Source organism: Xanthomonas sp. LF02-5 (genome assembly GCF_034105325.1).
Taxonomy (GTDB): Bacteria; Pseudomonadota; Gammaproteobacteria; order Xanthomonadales; family Xanthomonadaceae; genus Xanthomonas_A; species Xanthomonas_A sontii.
This window is the reverse complement of the sequence record NZ_JAXGGF010000003.1, coordinates 207,850-226,319: the sequence shown is the minus strand read 5'-3', so window position 1 is coordinate 226,319 and position 18,470 is coordinate 207,850. Positions and strand designations below refer to the sequence as shown.

Below are 18,470 nucleotides of genomic sequence, written 5' to 3'. Positions count from 1 at the left end.
AACCGGCATGACCCACACCCCAGGACCGCATACTCCGCCGCCGAGCCTGCTCGCGCTGGCCGTCGCCACCGCCATCGGCCTGCTCGCCGCACCGGCGCACGCGCAGACCACGGTCAACGCCGACGACGCGCAGATCACCGCGCTGGACCGGGTCGAGGTCACCGCCACGCCGATCCCCGGCACGCTGATCGATGCCGATCTGTTGCCGTACACGGTGCAGACCGCCAATGCCGACGACATCGCACGCAGCCAGGCCGGCAACCTCACCGACTTCCTGCTGCGCGAAATGAACGGTGTGGACACCAACGAGGTGCAGGGCAGCCCGTTCCAGACCGACCTGACCTTCCGCGGTTTCCGTGCCTCGGCCTTGCCGGGCGCCTCGCAGGGCGTGTCGGTGTACCTGGACGGTGTGCGCATGAACGAGCCGTTCGCCGACATCGTCAGCTGGGACATGATGCCGGAGGCGGCGATCCGCAGCGTCGCGCTGATGCCGGGCTCCAACCCGCTGTTCGGTCCCAACACGCTGGGTGGCGCGCTGGCCTTCACCACCCAGTCCGGCCTGACCGCGCCGGGCCTGCGTGCCGACCTGTCGGTGGGCAGCGGCGCGCGCAAGCGCCTGGATGCGTCCTACGGCTACGCCGGTGCCGACGGCCTGCATGCCTTCGTCGCGGCCACCGGTTTCGACGAGAACGGCTGGCGCGACGCCTCCGCCGGCCGCCTGGGCACCGTGTTCGGCAAGTTCGGGCGGCAGGGCGAGCGCACCGACTGGGACGTGTCGCTGCTGCACGGGCGCAGCCGCCTGGTCGGCAATGGCCTGCTGCCGAGCTATCGCTATACCGACGAGGGAACGGAGCCGGGGCTGTACGAAGCCGACCGCGCCGCGGTCTACACCTCGCCGGACCTGACCCGCAACCGCAACACGCTGCTCACCGGACAGTTCGACCATCGTTTCGACGAGCGCACCGCACTGCACCTGCTCGCCTACTACCGCCAGGGGCGGCGCGACACCGTCAACGGCGACATCAACGACGACTACGAGGAATTCGTCGACGATTGCGCCGACGGCTACGCCGCCGACGGCACGCCGCTGGACGCCGGCTGCACGGTGTCGCGCGCCGATGCCGACGCGCTGCGCAGCGGCGTGCTCAACACCACGCAGATGCGCCAGCACGCCGAGGGCGTGGCACTGAACCTCAGCCACCAGGCCGGCGCGCACGCGCTCAGCATCGGCGCCACCTATGACCGCAACCGCGTGCGCTACCGGCAGTACGAGCAGGAGGCGTTCGTGCAGGACGATCGCTCGGTGGTCGCCGATCCGGACGAGGATCGGGAGTTCTTCTCCGGCGTCGACGGGCGCAGCAGCACCCTGGGCCTGTTCGCCGCCGATACCTGGGAGCTGAGCGAGGCCACCCACCTCAATGCCGCGCTGCGCTGGAACCGCGTCGCCGTCGCCAACACCCTGTCCACCGCCGACGACGGCGTGCTGCCGCGCGAGCGCTTCGTGTTCGCCAAGGCCAATCCCTCGCTGGGCATCACCCAGCGCCTGGGCGACGGCTTCACCGCGTTCGCCTCGGCCTCGCAGAACAGCCGCGCGCCGACCGCGATCGAACTCGGCTGCGCCGACCCGGAACAGCCGTGCCGGTTGCCGACCGGGCTGCAGGCCGACCCGCGCCTGGAGCAGATCGTCTCGCGCACCTACGAGCTCGGCCTGCGCTGGAACCCGACGCCGGCGCAGACGCTGAACGCCTCGCTGTACCGCGCCGACAACCGCGACGACATCCTGTTCCTGCGCGCACCCAATTCCCAGCAGGGCTATTTCGACAACGTCGACCGCACCCGCTATCAGGGCGCCGACCTCAGCTACCGCGGCAGCCACGGCGCGCTGCGCTGGTTCGTCGGCTACAGCTACCTGGACGCCACCTACCGCAGCGCCGGCGAACTGCTCTCCGGCGAGCGCACGGTGACCTTGCGGCCGGGCACGCGCATCGCCGGCCTGCCGCGCAACACGCTGAAGCTGGGCGTGGACTGGCAGGCGCTGGCGCAGCTGACGCTGGGGGCCGACTTGCGCGCGGTGTCGCGGCGCGTGGCCAGCGGCAACGAGGACGGCCTGGTCGAAGACCCCGAGGAAGGCGAGGCGCCGGCACGCCACGACCTGTCCACCGGCGGCTATGCCTTGCTCGACCTGCACGGCACCTGGGAACTCGCCGAAGGCCTGTCGTTGTACCTGCGGGTCAACAACGTGTTCGACCGCCGCTACGAGACGTATGCGGCGATCGCCGAGGACCTGTTCCCGGGCGGCGTCCTGGCGCGCCCGCAGGACGCTGCGGTCGAAGACGGCCCCTCGCGCTTCGTCGCCCCCGGCGCCCCGCGGCAGTACCAGGTCGGTTTGCGCTGGCGTTTCTAGCGGGCGGTTTGCGGTTCGTGTGGTGGCACCGCTCGGCGCGTGCCATCCGCCGTGTCCAAGACGGCTGCAGGCCAGTCGGCGCGGGCGACTGGCGCGGCTGACGCCGCTCCTGCCTGGGTCCGCGCTTGGTCACCGGCGCAGAGCGGCGTCAGCCGCGACCTCGGACGGAACCTATCCGGCTCCGTCCGCAGTCGGGACTCAAGTCCCTCCCACAGTGTGCGATCTCAGCGACCCGCAAGCCGTTGTCGTAAAAAGCGGTTGTCGTAGGAAGCGGCTTCAGCCGCGACATCGAAGCCAGACGTCCTCCAGCCGCCTCAACGGTTGGGACGCCAATACCCCACAGCACTCAAGCCGCTACCGAATGGCAAGACGCGACAGGCGAGGCTTCATTCGCGACGCGCAGCAAACCCCTTGAATCGCGATGCCGCCACCATTCACGCCGTCGCCAACCCGTGCTTGCGCAGCTTGCGATACAAGGTATTGCGGCTGATGCCCAGCGCATCGGCGGTGCGGCTGACGTTCCAGCGGTGACGCTCGAGCTGCTGCTGCAGCACGCTGCGCTCGGCACTGTCCAGGGCGACGCGGCCGGGCATGCCGTCGCCGGCATGCGCATCGTCGCCGAGCAGGCATGGGCCGCTGTCGGCGTCGACGATTTCCTGCGGCAGGTTGGGGATGCGGATGATGCCATCGGCGCACAGCACCGCCGCGGTACGCAGCACGTTGCGCAGCTGCCGCAGGTTGCCGGGCCAGGCATAGCTGAGCAGCTTGTGCAGGGCATCCTCGCTGATGCGCACCGTCTGCTCGCCGCTTTCCTCGCGCAGCAGGGTGCGGATCAGTTCGGCCTTGTCGCTGCGCTCGCGCAGCGGCGGCAGGTGCAGCACCACGCCGTTGAGGCGGTAGTACAGGTCTTCGCGGAAGCCGCCGCTGCCGACCATCTGCGCCAGGTCGCGGTGGCTGGCGCTGATCACGTGCAGTTCCAGCGGCACGGCGCGGTCGCTGCCCAGCGGGGTCACGCTCTGTTCCTCCAGCACCCGCAGCAGGCGCGTCTGCAGCGGCAGCGGCATGTCGCCGATCTCGTCCAGGAACAGGGTGCCGCCGCTGGCCTGCAACAGCTTGCCGTGGCGTCCTTCGCGCGCGGCATCGGTGAAGGCGCCGCGCGCATAGCCGAACAGCTCGCTCTCGATCAGCGCTTCCGGGATCGCCGCACAGTTCACCGCCACGAACGGGCGGTCGGCCCAGGGCGAGCTGCGGTGCACCGCCTTGGCGAACTCTTCCTTGCCGGTGCCGGTGGCGCCGCAAAGCAGGATCGACACGCGGTGCTTGGCCAACTTCAGCGCATTGTCCAGGTTGTGCAGCATGCGCGGATCGGAACCGACATGATCGTTGGCGCGCGCGGCCTGGCCGTCCTCGCCCGCGGCGCGCGTTCGGCCGGCAGCGCTGCGCGCACGCGGCGGCTGCGCCAGGGCGAAGAAGCGGCGGCCGTGGCAGGCGCAGCGGATCGACCACAACGTGCTGGCGTCTTTGCGCGCGCGCTGCTCCAGCGTGTCGAAATCCAGCTGCATCACCTGGGCGATGTCACGCCCGACCAGTGGCGAACGGTCGGGCTTGCCGAGCTGTTCCAGCGTGGCCTCGTTGACCGCCAGCACGCGGCCATCGCTGCCCACCGCGATCAACGCTTCGTGCAGCAGCCCGGCGAACTCCGGGCGGCTGTGGAAGCGCAGGATCCACGCATGCCGGTACTGCTCCAGGAAGTACGCACGGGCGATCTGCGCCGCCGACATGCGCACCAGCGCGCCGGTATGGCATTGCACCAGCTTGGTATCGCGCGGGTCGGGCGTGGAAGCGTCCAGCACCGCCAGCAGATTGCCTTGCGGATCCAGGATCGGCGCGCCGCTGCAGGACAACGGCAGGTGCCGCTCCAGGTAGTGTTCGCCGCGGTGCACGCTCAGCGCACTGCCCTCCACCGCACAGGTGCCGATGCCGTTGGTGCCCTGGTAGCGTTCGGCCCAACTGGCGCCACAGAACAGCCCGGTCTCGCGGAATGCGCGCAGCAGCGCCGGATCCTGCACGCTGTGCAGGACCGTAGCCTCGGTGTCGGCGAACACCACCGCGTAGCTGCCGCCGGCGATCTGTTCGTAGAGATTTTCCATCTCCACCTTGGCGATGCGCAGCAGCGCCTCCAGCCGCTGCTGGCGCTCGCGCAACTCACCGTCGTCATGGACCATCGGCGAGGGGTGGGTGTCCGGGGCCAGGCCGTACTCGTCGAGGCAGCGCCGCCACGAGCGTGCCAGCGCCGGCGGCAAGGACTCGATCTGGCGGAAATGGCGCATGCGCGCCAGCGGCGCGCAGTCGGCCTCGGCGGCGGATGGTGCGACGACCTTGGCTTGCGCGAGGCTGGCGACAGTCGACTCGGACATGGGCGCGCTCTCGTCCCCCCCAGGGGCCCTTGCGCAAGTGACGCACAAACCAGGCCTGGGCTCAACCCGCAGTGCAGCAAAGCGATGGCGTCGCCCGCCGTCGATCCCCCGGTCGCGCTGGGATCCTCGCTCCATCATGACTGTCGGTGGGCGTGCAGGACACGCCGCGCCCCGGCAGCGCCATGTCGTAGTGCATCCGCATCCACCGTCGCGTGCGGGAACGGCGACGGGGCGAATCGAATCGAGTGCCGCACCGCACCGCCTGCTACGCAGACGGCGCGATGCGCGCTGCCGCATGCGCCCGGCCGAAGTCGGGTTATGCCAGTGCCGGGCCGTTGCGGCTCGGTGCGTCCCGCTCGCGCGCCAATTCCTGCTGTTGCGTGAGTTGCCGTTCGCGGTCGATCGCCTGGTTCGCGGCCTGCAGTCGCTGGTCGGACTGCTCCACCGGAGTGGCGAGCGCCACTTGCACATCCACGCTGGCGCGCTTTTGCGCCGGGTCGCGCTGTTCACCTTCGACCACCACCAGATGGCCCTTCTCGGTGAGCGCCACGCGATCGGCCCGTTCCAGTGCGTTCGACGCCAGCGGCGCGTTGCCGGGGCCGCCATTGTCCCGGCAAGCGGCCAACGCAGCACGGCTCAGGCGTTCGCTGGCCGCATCGTACGGTTTGCCCAGATCCTGGTCGATCCTTCTGACGCCCTCGCGGATCTGCTCGAGCAGCGCATGATTCGGGTGGCTGGCGTCGTTCGGGCCGGGCGCCGACGCCGGGGTGCGATCCGGCGCAGGCGTTTGCGGTTGCTGCTGCTCGCTGCGTTCGCGCAACTGCGCCGGGGTCGGTACGTGCAGCAGCGTTTCGCTCTTGCCGTCCTTGCGCAGTTGAAGATCCACGCTCTGATCGGCATTGCCGACGCGCTTGACCTCGTCGCGCTGCACCGCGCTCCACTTGCCGCCGACGAAGGCGGTACCGTGACCGTTCCCATCGAAGACGACCACATCGTTGTCCGCGCCGAACAGGCTCGACGACTGCGCCACCGTCTTGCCGTTCCGGCCTTTGAGGTTGTAGCCGAACGCACTGTCCTGGTCGAGGGCGCTGATCAGTTTTGGCGACTGGCCGTTCTGCAGGAACAGGGTCTTGGTCGCGTTGTACTGATGCAGCGCATCCGCGTGCGCGGTATCGCCCTTCAGGTCGACCGGGCTGCGCAATGGGTCGGCGGAAACCGCCGCAAAAGCATCATGCAGGGGATTTCCAGGCTGCGCCGCACGGAGCTTGTTGAACACCTCGGTACCTGCGAGCGCGTGGTGGACGCCGCTCTCGATGTAGTCGGGCACCACCTCGCCTTTCTTGTTGGTCTTGTTCGGCAGCAGCGCGTCGACCTTGTTCACCACGTCCTCGACGCTGCCGAGGCTGCCGTCGTTGATGCCCTTGAGGATCTTCGGATACTGACTCTTGCCGGCCTGGTTCTCCAGCTTCATCAGCACGGTGGCGTACTTGGCCTGGTCGTCCAGGCTCGCGTTCTTGTACAACTCCGTCTGGCGCAATTGGTGCAGCGCGCCGCCATGGTCCTTCTTGCCGTCGCCTTCGCGCATCAGATGGTCGATCTGCGTGCGGTCGCGATCGTGTACGAATTGCACGCCTGCATCGGAGGCCAGGAAGGTATTGAGGTTCTTGAGCACGGTTGCATCGGGTGCGCGGCCGTTGTCCGCGCGGATGGCATCGCCATTGCGCTGCAGATCGGAGATCGTCTGTGTTCTTTGGTTTTCCGACAGCGCCAGACTCGGAGTCTGCCGGGCGGCCCATGTCTGGTAGGCATCCACCAGCGTCGGGACGACGTCCGGATGTGCGCCCAGGTCGGTCTGCAGCGTGCCGATGCTGAAGCCGCTGTTGGCCACCGGCTTGAGCGTGTTGCCCTCGACCGATCCGGCGAACGACAGGTGATAGGCCACATTCTTGGAGCCCAGGCTGCCTTCCGAGGCCACGCCGATGGCGAAGTAACCCAAGGTCTTGAGTTGCGCGTCGGTGAGTTGCGGCGTTGCCGCGGTGGGGGCGGTGTTTGGATCGGACATGTCGCTGTTCCCCGATGGTGTGTCGTCCCTGTAGACGCTCGCGTTAGCCTCTGCCTTCTCCGCAGAGCTTGAGGTTGGTGCGTGCGGCGCGGATCACGCGGAGGTAATCGTCGACGAGGGCGGGCGTCATGCCTTCGCTGATGGCGTCGTCGCTGCGCTTGGCGTCGTCCTGGTAGGGCGCCAGCGTCTGCCGGCATCCGGCATCGTCGCCGAGTTTATGCTGGGTCAGCGCGTAGTCGTTGCGGATGGCGCCGGCGTCGCCGAAGTTGAGGGCCGCCACGCAGTCGCGATAGAGCGGCGCGAGCGTCGCTTCGGCACCCGCATAGTCCTTGCGATCGTAGGATGCTTGGAAGGCCTTGCGCGTTCGCTGCATGGCTTCAGGTGTGCAGGTCGCAGCCTGTTTCAGATAATCGCCTGCGAAGCTGCCGTTGCCGCCGCAGTACTCCCGGCACGCGCTCTCGGCGCCGGCCGTGGCGGACACCGCCACGCCGTCTGCCTTGGGTGCCAACTGCAGCGTGCAGGTGCCGTCGTCGACCGCGGCCTGGGTTCCGTGCAGCGTGCCGCTGAAGCTGCAACCGGCATCGACATTCTGCGTTTCGAGGGTGAAGCGTGCATCGGGCTGCACGGTCAGCTGGCCCCAGCCGGGCTGGGTGGCATAGCGGCCGGCGGGCACTTGCGCGGCCGCCGCATCATGCGTCGCAGCAGGCGCCGTTGGGCCGTTCGCGGCAGGCGCGGGGGCGGTCGGGGGCACGGAGGGAGTCGCGCTCGCGGGTGCCTGGGCGGCGTTGCCGCAGGCGCACAGGGTCGCCGCGCAGCACATGGAGAGCAGCAGTCCACGCGGGATCGGTGCGGCGGCCAGGATCCTGGCGGTCCAGCGAGGCGCGGTGTCCATCCGATCATTCCATCGACGCGGGCGGCCGAGTCTAGCCCCGCCCGGATCGGCGCCGCAAGCCTGGATGCCGCGTCGCAATCGGTCGTGGAACGGCGGCCCGCCGGGTAGGCGTCCGGCAAGCGCGATGGCCAGGTGTCGACGCTGCCGTTCCGCCGGTAGTGCCCCAGCCTTACAACGCGTAACCGAACTGCTGCTTGAACTGGTCGTTGAATTCGTCGAAGTCGAAGCGCTGGTTCTGCGTGCCCGGGTGCTCGACCTTCAGGGCGCCCATCAGGTTGCCCATGCGGCCGATGGTCAGCCAGTCGCAGCCGCGCTGGATGCCGAAGATCAGGCCGGCGCGGAAGGCGTCGCCGCAGCCGGTGGGGTCGACCACGCGGCGCTCGTGCGCCGGCGGGATGTCGTAGGTCTTCTCGGGGGTGTGGACCAGGGCGCCCTTGGGGCCCTGGGTGGTGATGTAGGCCTGCACGCGCGAGACGATGTCCTTCTCGTTCCAGCCGGTGCGCTCCTGCAGCAGGTTGGACTCGTAGTCGTTGACCACCACGTAGTCGGCCTGCTCGATGAACTGGCGCAGCTCCGGGCCGTTGAACAGCGGCATGGCCTGGCCGGGGTCGAAGATGAACGGCACGCCGCCGGCGCTGAACTCCTCGGCGTTCTGGATCATGCCCTCGCGCCCGTCCGGGCCGACCAGGCCCAGGGTCACGCCCGGCACGTCCTTCACGTGATTCTCGTAGCTGCGCATCATCGCGCCCGGATGGAACGCGGTGATCTGGTTGTTGTCGTGGTCGGTGGTGATGAACGCCTGCGGGGTGAACAGCTCCTCGATCACCTTGACCCGCGACAGGTCGATGCCCAGCGCCTGGAAATGCTCGCGGTACGGGCCGAAGTCCTGGCCCACGGTGCCCATCGGGATCGGGTGGCCGCCCAGCAGGTGCAGGTTGTAGGCGATGTTGCCGGCGCAGCCGCCGAACTCGCGGCGCATCCGCGGCACCAGGAACGACACGTTCAGGATGTGCACCTTGTCCGGCAGGATGTGGTTCTTGAACTGGTCCGGGAACACCATGATGGTGTCGTAAGCGAGAGAACCACAGATCAGTGCAGACATCGGGCAGGCCTTGGCGGAGGAATGAGCCCGCATTCAGGCGGGCGAGGGGCGGGGTCGCCGCGGCGCAAAGGGTAACGGCTGCGGCCCGGCAGGGCCAGAACCACGATCCATCGCGGTCCCGCCGATACCACGCAACGCGTGGTTTTAGCGAGAATTTTCCTTGCCCGCTCCCAGGCGGGTTGTTAGGCTAGCGGACTTCGTTTTCTGCCCATTTTTTCGCCATTCTGGCGACGGCGCGCGCCCCAGGACCCAATCCCCCGATGTTCAAGAAACTCCGCGGCATGTTCTCCAACGACCTGTCCATCGATCTGGGCACGGCCAACACCCTCATCTACGTGCGTGGCCAGGGCATCGTGCTGAACGAACCGTCGGTGGTGGCGGTGCGCCAGGACCGGGCGATCGGCGGCACCCGCTCGGTGGCCGCGGTCGGCGCCGAGGCCAAGCAGATGCTCGGCCGTACGCCGGGCCACATCACCACCATCCGCCCGATGAAGGACGGCGTCATCGCCGACTTCACCTACACCGAGGCGATGCTGAAGCATTTCATCAAGAAGGTGCACAAGTCGCGCTTCCTGCGCCCCAGCCCGCGCGTGCTGGTGTGCGTGCCGGCCGGCTCCACCCAGGTCGAGCGCCGCGCGATCAAGGAATCGGCCGAGGAGGCCGGCGCCCGCGACGTGTACCTGATCGAGGAACCGATGGCCGCGGCGATCGGCGCCGGCATGCCGGTCACCGAGGCGCGCGGCTCGATGGTCATCGACATCGGCGGCGGCACCACCGAGGTCGCGGTCATTTCGCTGAACGGCATCGTCTATTCGCAGTCGGTGCGCATCGGCGGCGACCGCTTCGACGAGTCGATCACCAATTATGTGCGCCGCAACCACGGCATGCTGATCGGCGAGGCCACCGCCGAGCGGATCAAGCTGGAAATCGGCTGCGCCTACCCGCAGGCGGTGGTGCAGGAGATGGAGATCTCCGGCCGCAACCTCGCCGAGGGCGTGCCGAAGATGATCAAGATCAACTCCAACGAAGTGCTGGAAGCGCTGCACGAGCCGCTGTCGGGCATCGTCTCGGCGGTCAAGCTGGCCCTGGAGCAGACCCCGCCGGAACTGTGCGCCGACGTCGCCGAGCGCGGCATCGTGCTGACCGGCGGCGGTGCGTTGCTGCGCGACCTGGACCGGCTGATCTCCGAGGAAACCGGCCTGCACGTGCAGGTCGCCGACGATCCGCTGACCTGCGTGGCCCGCGGCGGCGGCCGGGCGCTGGAACTGGTGGACATGCACGGCAACGAGTTCTTCGCGCCGGAGTGATGGTGAGGCTGGGAATCGGGAATGGGGAATGGGGAATCGAATGCCCCATCCGCACCGATGCCCCAGTACCCGCGTTCACCGCCGTATCCGCGCCCCGGCCCGATCGAGCCGGGAGCGCGCCGTTGTTGTTCGATTCCCCACTCCCGATTCCCCATTCCCGGCTTTAGCCCGTGCCTCCTTACGCCGGTCCTCCCGTCACCGCCCGCCCCGGCGAATCCGCCAGCACGCCGCGCCTGCTGGCCTACCTGGGGTTGGCGCTGGTGCTGATCGTGCTCGACGCGCAGGCCGACTGGTTGGCCCGCCTGCGCAGCCAGGCTACGGTGCTGGTGCAGCCGATCTGGGCGCTGGCCGGCCTGCCAGGACGGCTGGGGTCGCAGGTGCAGGAGAACGCGGCCAGCCACGCACAGCTGGTCAAGGAAAACCGCGCGTTGCGCAACGAACTGCTGATCGCCAAGGCGCGCCTGACCCGGCTGCAGACCGCGGCGCTGGACAACGCGCAGCTGCGCGAACTGCTGGGCGTGGCCGAGCGCCGCGGCCTGGACGTGCAACTGGCGCCGATCCTGGACGTCGACCTGGACCCGACCCGGCAGCGCCTGGTGCTCGATGCCGGCAGCCGCGACGGCGTGCACGTCGGCCAGGCGGTGATCGACGCCGGCGGCCTGATGGGCCAGGTGATCGCGGTGACCCCGCTGCACTCCACCGTGCTGCTGCTGACCGACCCCGACCACGCGGTGCCGGTGACGGTGGCGCGCAACGGCGTGCGTCTGATCGTCTACGGCCGCGGCGGCAGCCTGGAACTGCGCGACATCCCGCTCAGCGCCGGGGTCGAGGTGGGCGACGAGATCGTCACCTCCGGCCTGGGCGGCCGCTTCCCGGCCGGCTTCCCGGTCGGCACCATCTCCGCCCTGCGCCCGGACGACACCCACGCCTTCCTGGTCGGCGAACTGAAGCCGGCGGCGAAGCTGGACCGCGGGCGGGATGTGTTGTTGCTGAAGAGCCGGGAGTGGGGAATCGGGAATCGGGAATTGGCGACGCCTGCCGCAGCGGCAGCGGAAGGAGCTTCGCCCGTGGCTGGAGCAGCACAAAGCGGTGACGCCAAGCCAGCGCAGGGCGTGACGCAAGCCCCCGCAACCGGCGCCGCCGCCTCGACATCGCCGAACGTGCACCCATCCGCCACCGCGGCCACCCCGCCGCCGACCAAGCCGGCACGCGCGACATCCGATTCCCGATTCCCGAATCCCGATTCCCGCCCGGCTCCAAAGGAGACGGGCCAATGAGCCGCCTGCGCAGCAAAGGCTGGGTGCTCCCGGTCAGCGTGATCGTGGCGCTGTTGCTGGGGTTGATGCCGTTGCCGTTGGTGGTGCAGCCGCTGCGGCCGTACTGGCTGGCGCTGGTGGTGGCGTACTGGGTGATCGAGACCCCGGACAAGGTCGGGCTGGGCTTCGCCTTCGCGGTCGGGGTGCTCGCCGATCTGCTGTACGGCGGGGTGCTGGGCGAGCAGGCGCTGCGCCTGGTGATCCTGAGCTTCATCCTGCAGCGCTTCCGCGCGCGCATCCGCTTCTTCCCGATGTCGCAGCAGGCGCTGGCGATCGGCGGCCTGCTGGTCAACGACCGCATCGTCGCCGCGGCGGTGCACCTGGCCGTCGGCGAGCCGACCCTGCCGTGGAACTACTGGTGGGCGCCGCTGCTGGGCATGGCGCTGTGGCCGCCGCTGTTCGTGCTGCTGGACGCGCTGCGGCTGGGCCGGCGGAGCAAGTAGCATGGCCCTGCATCCGCGTCGCGCGCAGAAGAACCCGCACGCCGAGGCCGAGCAGTTCCGGCGCCGCGCGGCGCTGGGCTTCCTGTGCGTGCTGCTGGCGCTGCTGGGCCTGGGCGCCTGGTACTTCAAGCTGCAGGTGCTGGACCACGACATCTACGCCACCCGCTCGGACGCCAACCGCATCAAGCCACGGCCGGTGGTGCCCGGGCGCGGCATGATCTACGACCGCAACGGCCGCCTGCTGGCCGAGAACGTGCCCGCGTTCCGGCTCGACGTGACCCCGGACAAGGTCGCCGACATGGACGCGCTGCTGGCCGAGCTGGGCAAGGTCATCGCGCTGTCGCCGGAAGACATCGAGCGGTTCCAGGCCGCGCGCAAGGCCAGCCGCAGCTTCCGCCCGATCACCCTGAAGCTGCGTGTCAGCGAGGAGGAGCGGGCGCGCTTCGCGGTGGACCGCTGGCGCTTCCCGGGCGTGGAGCTGGAACCCTACCTGACCCGGCACTACCCCTACGGCGACCTGTTCGCGCACATCATCGGCTACGTCGGCCGTATCGACGAGAAGGACCTGGAGACGCTGGGCGAGGGCAACGCGGCGCTGACCCACATCGGCAAGTCCGGGCTGGAGCGCTATTACGAGGAGCAACTGCGCGGCAAGGTCGGCTACGAGCAGGTCGAGACCAACGTGCAGGGCCGCGCGATCCGCACCGTCGGTCGGGTGCCGGCGCAGTCCGGCGCCGACCTGCGCCTGTCCATCGACGCCGACCTGCAGCGCGCCATGGTCGCCGCGTTCGGCGACTACCAGGGCTCGGCCATCGCCATCGATCCGCGCACCGGCGAGATCCTGGCCATGGTCAGCCTGCCGTCCTACGACCCCAACCTGTTCGTCAACGGCATTTCCCACGCCGATTTCCAGGCGCTCAACAGCGACCCGTCGCGGCCGCAGTTCAACCGCCTGGTGCTGGGTGGCGTGGCGCCCGGCTCCACCATCAAGCCGTTCATGGGCCTGGCCGGCCTGGACAGCGGCACCCGCCGCCCGGAGGACAAGATCCTCTCCACCGGCATGTTCTACCTGCCCGGGGTCAGCCGCGGCTGGGGCGACTCGCACCGCGGCGGCCACGGCTGGACCGACCTGCGCAAGTCGATCGCGCAGTCGGTGAACACCTACTACTACAAGCTGGCCATCGACATGGGCATCACCAAGGTCGACCAGTACATGACCCGCTACGGCTTCGGCGTGCCCACCGGCATCGACCTGGTCGGCGAGACCGGCGGCATCGTGCCCTCGCCGGCGTACAAGGCCAAGAGCCGCAAGGAAGCCTGGTACCCCGGCGACACGGTCAACATCGCCATCGGCCAGGGCGACTGGAAGGTGACCCCGCTGCAACTGGTGCGCGGAGTCGCCGGCCTCGCCGATGGGCAACTGCGCACGCCGCACCTGGTGATGGCCACGCGCCAGGCCTTCGACCAGCCCTGGGCGCCGGTGCAGCCGGGCGCGAGCAAGCCGATCAGCGACAATCCCAGCAATCTGCAGGCGGTGCGCGAAGGCATGATGGACACCATGCGCCCGGGCGGCAGCGGCTATTCGATCACCGTCGGCGCGCCCTACCAGATGGCCGGCAAGACCGGCACCGCGCAGGTGGTCAGCCGTAAGGGACTGGCGGCGGTCGATCCGCGCAGCCTGCCGATGCACCTGCGCCACCGTTCGCTGTTCGAGGGCTTCGCGCCGGCGGAGCGGCCGACCATCGCCCTGGCGATCGCGGTGGAAGGCGGCGGCTACGGCGCCAGCACCGCCGCACCGATCGCGCGCAAGATCTTCGATGCCTGGCTGCTCGGCCGACTGCCGCCCGGGGTCGAGCCGCTGGACAGCCTGCGCGGCGCCACCGCGTTCGGCAGCCACCTGTACTACGCAGAAGATCCCGGCTCGCGCGCCGCCGCCGACGCGGTCGCACTGGCCGCCGGCGAACGCCCGGTGCTGATCGGCCAGGCCGAGGTGGACGCCGCGGCGGTGCCGCTGCCGGCTGCGCCGCCGCCGATCCCCGACGAGATTCCGGACGAGCGATGAAGGATTTCCTGCGCTGGCTGGTCGAGATCGGCGGCCGCTTCACCCGTACCCTGGACTGGCCGCTGTGCCTGGCGCTGGGCGCGCTGATGGCGATGGGGCTGGCGGTGCTCAAGAGCGCCGGCGGCATGCACCTGGTGATGGCGCAGGGCGCGCGTTTCGCCATCGGTGCGGCGGCGATGTGGAGCCTGTCGCGGGTGTCGGCGCTGCGCCTGCGCGCCTGGACCCCGCTGATCTACGCGCTGTCGATGCTGCCGCTGCTGGCGGTGTTCGTGCTGGGCACCGGCAAGTACGGGCGGCAGTGGCTGGACCTGAAGGTGTTCTACCTGCAGCCGGCCGAGCTGTTGAAGATCAGCATGCCGATGATGGTGGCCTGGTACCTGCACCGCATGCCGCTGCCGCCGCGCATTCCGACCGTGCTGGTCAGCGCGGTCATCATCGGCATTCCCACCGCCTTGATCATGCTGCAGCCGGACTTCGGCACCGGCGTGCTGATCGCCGCCAGCGGTGGCTTCGTGCTGCTGCTGGCCGGCCTGCCGTGGTGGTGGGTGGGCATCGCCGTCGGCGGCGTCGCCGCGGCCGCGCCGGTGGCCTGGCTGTGGCTGCTGCGGCCCTACCAGAAGGACCGCATCATGATGTTCCTCAACCCGGAGAACGACGCGCTCGGCGCCGGCTGGAACATCATCCAGTCCAAGATCGCGATCGGTTCCGGCGGCCTGCACGGCAAGGGCTGGGGCATGGGCTCGCAGTCGCACCTGAACTTCATTCCCGAGCAGACCACCGACTTCGCGTTCTCCGTGCTCAGCGAGGAGTTCGGCTGGATCGGCGTGGCCACGGTGATGACCCTGTACCTGATCGTGATCGGGCGCTGCCTGTGGATCGCCTCGCAGGCGCGCGACACCTTCTCGCGGCTGCTGGCCGGCGCCACCGGCCTGGCGTTCTTCGTCTACGTGCTGGTCAACGGCGGCATGATCTCCGGGCTGCTGCCGGTGGTCGGCGTGCCGATGCCGCTGATGAGCTACGGCGGCACCTCGGCGGTGTCGCTGCTGGCCGGGCTGGGCCTTGTGATGGCGGTGAAGGCGCACCGTCCGGTGCACGGCTACTGAACCAGCGCACGGCGTTCGACGCGCGCTGGCTTAACCGCAACCTTGCAGGCAGGTGACGGCATTATTGCGGCGCATGTCGTGCATCCGCACAATGCGCGTCGATGCCACGTGACGCGCGCCGCTCCCCCCGGCCCACAGGTGTGCAGGAACTTCCGGGTAGGCAGGTGCGACCCCGCGCATCCATCCCAGCCCACATCGCCGAGGCATCCTCCGCAGCGCATCCGCCGACCCGGGCTCCGGCCCACCCGTCTGCGTCGTCCGCCGCTGCCTCGTCGTTCCCGTGGTTGTCCAGAGGCTCGGCGTTGGCCGGGATGGATGCGTGTCGATGAAATTCCTGCGCGTGTTGCTGTTGACGAGCGTGGTGCTGGGCCTGAGCGGCTATGCACTGCTGCGCTATTACTTTCCGCCGGGGGCGCTGCACGCCCGTGGCTACGGGCGCACGACCCTGGTGCATCCGCAGGGGGCGCCGCAGGGGCTGGTGATCCTGCTGGCCAGCGGCAGCCCGGCGCAGCGGCAGGACGCCGCGCGGCGCATCGCCGCCAGCGGCGCGCTGGTCGCGGTGGTCGACGGCCAGCGCTATCTGAAGCACTTGCGCCGTGGCGGCCACGGCTGCGACAAGGCCTGGCACGACGCCGAACGGCTGAGCCGGCGGCTGCAGCGGCAGTTGCACGGCGACAGCTACTACCTGCCGGTGCTGGCCGGCACCGGCACCGCCGCGACCCTGGCCGCGCGCATCGTCGGCGCGGCGCCCTCGGCGACCCTGGGGGGCGCGATCGGCGTGGCGCCGGCACCCACCGAGGTCTGTGCCGGCACCGCCGCCGCGACCGCAGCGCAGGGCTTTGTCGACACCGTGGCCGCGCCGGCCGACGGCGGGGTGGATGCCGCGCTGGCCGCGCGGGTCGCCGCGCACCTGCATGCGCGCGGCCGCGGCGGCGCGCTGGACGATCTGCCGCTGACCGAGCTGCCCTCGGCGACCCCGGGCGCACCGCTGGCCATCGTGCTGTCCGGCGACGGCGGCTGGCGCGACATCGACAAGGGCATGGCCGAAGCGCTGCAGCGCCGCGGCATCGCCGTGGTCGGCTGGGACAGCCTGCGCTACTTCTGGCGGGCCAAGCCGCCGGCGCGGGCCAGCGCCGACCTGAGCCGGGTCATCGCCTACTACCAGCAGCGCTGGCGTCCGCAGAAGATCCTGCTGGTCGGCTATTCCTTCGGCGCCACCACCCTGCCGTTCATGGTCAACCGACTGCCACAGGCGCAGCGCGAGCAGGTCGGCCTGGTCGCGTTGCTGGGCCTGGAACACAAGGCCGATTTCCAGATCCGCGTGCGCGGCTGGCTCAACCTCGGCGACGACGACGACGCACTGCCGGTGCAGCCGGAACTGGCGCGCATTCCCGCGGCGCAGTTGCTGTGCGTGTACGGCGACAAGGAAAAAGATACGCTCTGCCCGCAATTGCGCGCGCGTGGAGCGGAGGTGGTGGTGTTGCACGGCGGTCACCATTTCGATCAACACCCGGCCGGGCTGGCGACGATCGTCGACGACCGCTGGCAGCAATTGTCCGCCGACGCGCGCCTGCCGGTCGCCGAGCTGCCGGAGCCGCATCCTGCGGCCGCTGCGGCGTCGCCCGCCGCCACGCTGCCGCCGTCGCACGCCGCGCTCCGGCAATGAGCAAGCCTGTGCGCGTCGCGCTGGTGTCCGGCGGCGTCCTCGCCGCCGCTGCGTTCGTTGGCGCTGCCGCGACCGGCGATTCCCGCCACGTGGTCGAACCGCACTTGCCGCCGGTGTGCATGGCGCTGGATGCCACCCTGCAGGCGCAGCAGCGCCGCTTCGCCGACGCGCAGGAGCGCAGCGCGCCGGACACTGCGCGCATCCAGGCCGCGCTCGACCGCTGCGCCGCCGGTGCGCACGGCGCGGTGCTGCTGCGCGCCGGCAGCGGCAACGCCTTCCTCAGCGGACCGTTGACGATCCGCAGCGACACCACGCTGGCGATCGACAGCGGCGTGACCCTGTTCGCCTCGCGTCGGCCCGCCGACTACCAGGTGCCCGGCCGCAACGCCTGCGGCCAGGCCGCGGCCCGCAGCGGCGGCTGCCGCGCGCTGATCACCCTGCAGGGGCGCAGCCTGGGGGTGATGGGCGTGCGCGACGGCGCCGGCCACCAGGGCACTATCGACGGCCGCGGCGACCTGCCGATGCTCGGCGGCAGCGACAGCTGGTGGCAATTCGCGCGCGGCGCCAAGGCCGCCGGCCAGACCCAGAACGCGCCCGACCTGATCCGCGCGCAGGACGTCGCCGATCTGCAGCTCTACCACGTCAACTTGGTCAATGCGCCGTACTTCCACGTCTTCGTGCACGGCGGCGACGGCGTCACGGTGTGGGGCGTGCGGGTCAGGGCGCCGGCCAACAGCCCCAACACCGACGGCCTGGATCTGGACAGCGTGCGCAATGCGACCCTGGCCGACAACGACGTGATGGCCGGCGACGACGGCATCGCGATCAAGACCAGCGCCGCGCGCTCGGCCGACATCACCGTGCGCGATTCGCGCTTCTACGGCACCCACGGCATCTCCATCGGCAGCGAGGTGATGTACGGCGTCGGCAACGTGCTGGTGGACGGCAATCGCCTGGTCGGCCACGACGCCGACGGCATCGTCGCCACCGACAACAACGGCCTGCGCATCAAGACCGGCCTGGCCAAGGGCGGACCGGTGCGCGACGTGCTCTACCGCAACACCTGCCTGTTCGATGTGGCCAAGCCCCTGGTGATCACGCCGCTGTACGGCCACGACCACGGCGGCAGCCGCAGCGGCAGCGTGCCGACCTTCGCCGGGATCGTGGTCGACGGACTGCGCGCGCAGGACACGCCCGCCGGCAAGGGCAGTACGGTGCAGGGCTACAGCGCCGCGACACCGCTCGAGCTGGTGCTGGCGCACGTGGCCGCCGATGTCGCCACGCTGCATGCCAGCAATGCGCGCATCGGCGTGGACCAATCCGACCTGCGCTTGAGCGAGGACAGCAGCGCGGCCTCGACCTATGCGACCACGCTCGCCGGGTCGATTCCAGCCTGCAGCAGCGCGCCGGTGTTCCCGACCCTGTAGCCCGCGCGCGCAACGCCGGCGGCCACCCGGTGCGCGCCCGCGTGGCGCGAGCGCTCGGTGCCCGCGTCTTGCGGCTTTGATGGCGTGCGCCGCCACGCACTGCAATCGTCCGCACGTGATGCCATCGCCCTGTCACACCGCAGCGTTCCGCCGCCTAGCTGCGGACATCGCACACGTTCTTTTGCGCGTGATGCGGCAGCGCGCTTGATCCGGATCAATGCCCGCGCGTCGGCCGGCGCGCACAGTGCACGCGTCCTCCAAGCGAGCCG

General features: G+C 69.9%; 12 protein-coding genes. 8 read left to right on the top strand and 4 right to left on the bottom strand.

The genetic code is table 11. From position 1 onward, the window contains the following. The first annotated feature begins 7 nt into the window (after positions 1-7). Positions 8-2,404, top strand: coding sequence for a TonB-dependent receptor (locus SLW52_RS10100; protein ID WP_295918047.1), 2,397 nt, complete (start codon positions 8-10; stop codon positions 2,402-2,404). A 434-nt stretch (positions 2,405-2,838) separates the two neighbouring features. On the opposite strand, the gene SLW52_RS10095 is transcribed toward SLW52_RS10100, so the two are convergent. From SLW52_RS10095 to SLW52_RS10080, 4 genes are all read right to left on the bottom strand, one after another. After that, positions 2,839-4,821: a sigma-54-dependent Fis family transcriptional regulator gene (locus tag SLW52_RS10095; protein WP_295918648.1), complete on the bottom strand. Its 1,983-nt coding sequence runs from the start codon at positions 4,819-4,821 to the stop codon at positions 2,839-2,841. Positions 4,822-5,137: 316 nt separating this feature from the next. Further along, positions 5,138-6,883 carry an XVIPCD domain-containing protein gene (locus tag SLW52_RS10090; RefSeq protein WP_320740223.1) on the bottom strand — a complete coding sequence of 582 codons (1,746 nt, stop codon included), beginning with the start codon at positions 6,881-6,883 and terminating at the stop codon, positions 5,138-5,140. A gap of 43 nt (positions 6,884-6,926) precedes the next feature. After that, the gene (locus SLW52_RS10085; RefSeq protein ID WP_152235672.1) at positions 6,927-7,439 is read right to left on the bottom strand and encodes a hypothetical protein; all 513 of its coding nucleotides are present in this window, start codon (positions 7,437-7,439) and stop codon (positions 6,927-6,929) included. 505 nt (positions 7,440-7,944) lie between these two features. After that, positions 7,945-8,877, bottom strand: a complete 933-nt coding sequence (locus SLW52_RS10080) for a carbohydrate kinase family protein (protein WP_017911561.1) — start codon at positions 8,875-8,877, stop codon at positions 7,945-7,947. Between the two features lie 260 nt (positions 8,878-9,137). Between SLW52_RS10080 and SLW52_RS10075 the strand changes: the two genes are divergently transcribed. From SLW52_RS10075 to SLW52_RS10045, 7 genes are all read left to right on the top strand, one after another. Then, a complete protein-coding gene (locus SLW52_RS10075; protein ID WP_010343692.1) occupies positions 9,138-10,184 on the top strand; it encodes a rod shape-determining protein in 1,047 nt (348 codons plus the stop codon). Positions 10,185-10,354: 170 nt separating this feature from the next. Beyond that, entirely contained in the window at positions 10,355-11,461 is a 1,107-nt protein-coding gene (gene mreC, locus SLW52_RS10070; protein ID WP_320740224.1) for a rod shape-determining protein MreC, read from the top strand. After that, a complete protein-coding gene (gene mreD, locus SLW52_RS10065) occupies positions 11,458-11,943 on the top strand; it encodes a rod shape-determining protein MreD (protein WP_010343694.1) in 486 nt (161 codons plus the stop codon). The genes mreC and mreD overlap by 4 nt, the downstream gene beginning before the upstream one ends. A gap of 1 nt (position 11,944) precedes the next feature. Then, the gene (gene mrdA / locus SLW52_RS10060; RefSeq protein WP_267092825.1) at positions 11,945-14,005 is read left to right on the top strand and encodes a penicillin-binding protein 2; all 2,061 of its coding nucleotides are present in this window, start codon (positions 11,945-11,947) and stop codon (positions 14,003-14,005) included. Beyond that, on the top strand, positions 14,002-15,108 hold the full coding sequence (gene rodA / locus SLW52_RS10055) for a rod shape-determining protein RodA (RefSeq protein ID WP_017911558.1): 1,107 nt from the start codon (positions 14,002-14,004) through the stop codon (positions 15,106-15,108). The genes mrdA and rodA overlap by 4 nt, the downstream gene beginning before the upstream one ends. A gap of 325 nt (positions 15,109-15,433) precedes the next feature. Beyond that, positions 15,434-16,774, top strand: a complete 1,341-nt coding sequence (locus SLW52_RS10050) for an AcvB/VirJ family lysyl-phosphatidylglycerol hydrolase (RefSeq protein WP_320740225.1) — start codon at positions 15,434-15,436, stop codon at positions 16,772-16,774. Next, positions 16,771-18,201 (top strand): glycosyl hydrolase family 28 protein, encoded by a 1,431-nt coding sequence (locus SLW52_RS10045; RefSeq protein WP_320740226.1) that lies wholly within the window; start codon positions 16,771-16,773, stop codon positions 18,199-18,201. Before SLW52_RS10050 ends, SLW52_RS10045 begins: the two co-directional genes overlap by 4 nt. Positions 18,202-18,470: the final 269 nt, after the last annotated feature.